This is a genomic window from Pseudomonas entomophila (genome assembly GCF_029478665.1).
Taxonomy (GTDB): Bacteria; Pseudomonadota; Gammaproteobacteria; order Pseudomonadales; family Pseudomonadaceae; genus Aquipseudomonas; species Aquipseudomonas entomophila_F.
The window spans coordinates 1-1,630 of the sequence record NZ_JARPQB010000112.1 but is presented as its reverse complement, the minus strand read 5'-3'; the positions used below and the strand labels follow the sequence as shown (position 1 = coordinate 1,630).

General features: G+C 63.5%; 2 protein-coding genes. One reads left to right on the top strand and one right to left on the bottom strand.

The window, feature by feature from the left end:
- Positions 1–271 precede the first annotated feature (271 nt).
- A complete protein-coding gene (locus P5705_RS26105) occupies positions 272–577 on the bottom strand; it encodes a DUF2388 domain-containing protein (protein ID WP_277463740.1) in 306 nt (101 codons plus the stop codon).
- Between the two features lie 191 nt (positions 578–768).
- On the opposite strand from P5705_RS26105, the gene P5705_RS26100 reads away from it, so the two are divergent.
- Complete coding sequence (locus P5705_RS26100) at positions 769–1,560, top strand: MipA/OmpV family protein (protein ID WP_277463739.1); 792 nt, start codon at positions 769–771, stop codon at positions 1,558–1,560.
- Positions 1,561–1,630: the final 70 nt, after the last annotated feature.

Sequence of the window (1,630 nt, the reverse complement as noted above, 5' to 3'; positions counted from 1 at the left end):
CATGGTTGCCAGCCCTGACGCAAGGCTTGAGACAGGTGGGGCGTCAGCCGATAAATTGCGTCATGCCAACAAGGCGAACAACCATGGCCTATCTGTCATGGCCACGTTGCAACAAATGTAGGAGCGGATTCATCCGCGACGCGCCGCGCGGGCGGCGCTCGATTTGATAGGCGCTGCACCTCTCCCGACGTACACCTCGAAGGGGCGCACTTGCCTCACATGTGAACTGGCCGGCCAGTGCGAAGCGCGAGGGCACCCTCTTGCCTGGCGATCAAAGCGCCAGGATCGCCTGCGCCAGCGCCTGGTCCGGCAAGCCTGGTTCATCGAGCACCTGGCGAATCCGCTCGAATGCCGCCTCCATGCGTGCCCCGCGAATGGCGCCGCCGCTGGCGACGAACGCCGCCGCGTCATCCTTGGCCGCCAGGACGATCTTGTCATCCTTGAACGAACTGCTCGTGCCCTTGCTGGCGCTCATGCCCAGGCTGACAGTCATGTCGGTGGTCATGACGAAACTGGTGGCCTGGGCCTGGCTCACAACCAGGCAGGCGAACAGGGCAAACGGGTAGAGGAATCTCATGAACAATCTCGAGGTGGCTTGTAGGGAGCGCACCCTAGCAATGAGGTACCGGCCACGACTTCATGAGCTTTGCAAAGGATTGTTAAAAAGTGCGCATTAACAGTCTTTGACAGTTTCCCGACAAAGATGCCAAGGATTGCCGCCGCCGCGCTCCCTAGCATGGGCACATCCAATCCTCATCGGGTGTCACCATGTCTGTACCGTATCGCTTGCTGTCCCTCTCTTGCACCTGCCTGCTGCTGAGCGCCAACGACCTGCGCGCCGAGGACTGGCAGTACCGCCTGAACGCCGGTGTTGCCAATGCCCCCCGCTACAGCGGCGCCAGCGAACGGACCACCGCGCCGCTGCTCGGTGGCAGCATCACCAGCCCCGGCGGCTTTTTCATCGATACCCAAAAAGGCCTGGGCTGGGCCCATGACGGCGACGCATTCGACTTTGGCGTTTATGTGGGCGCCAGCGCCGCGCGCAAAGACCGCCGCTCCGGCTTCGAAGGTTCAGACAAGCTCGACGGCATGGGTTCGATCAAGTCACGGCCGCTGGTGGGGCTGGACGCGGCCTACCACCTCGGCCCACTGACGCTGGCCGCCAACTTCGAGCATGCCTTTGAAGAGGACAAGGACGAACCCGACACCGGTTCGGCCTACAACCACCTGAAACTGAGCCTGAGCACGCAGCTGTACAAGGGCCGTTTCGGCGAGCTGACTGGCAGCATCAACAGCCAGTTCGGCGACGGCGACTACGTGCGCACTTGGCATGGCGTGAGCCAGGCCCAGGCCTCGCGCAGCCAGTTCCGCGCCCATAAAGCCAGTGGCGGCCTGGTCAGCCGCGGCGCCGAACTGGCCTGGAGCATGCCGTTCGACGAGCACTGGAGCTTGGCGACGGTGCTGGCGGCGGACTACCTGAGCAACGACGCTGGCGATAGCCCGCTGGTCGACAAGCGCCTGCAAACTTCAGTGGTCAGCCAGATGACCTACACCTTCTGACCCCTTTCGACCGCCCGGGGCTGCCTAGCCTCGGGCCGGCCAGATCATGCGCAAGGACGCGCCCCCACCC

Bases quoted from the DNA above. Each gene is read 5' to 3' on its own strand.
- P5705_RS26105 (WP_277463740.1), bottom strand. From the start codon at position 577: ATGAGATTCCTCTACCCGTTTGCCCTGTTCGCCTGCCTGGTTGTGAGC.
- P5705_RS26100 (WP_277463739.1), top strand. From the start codon at position 769: ATGTCTGTACCGTATCGCTTGCTGTCCCTCTCTTGCACCTGCCTGCTG.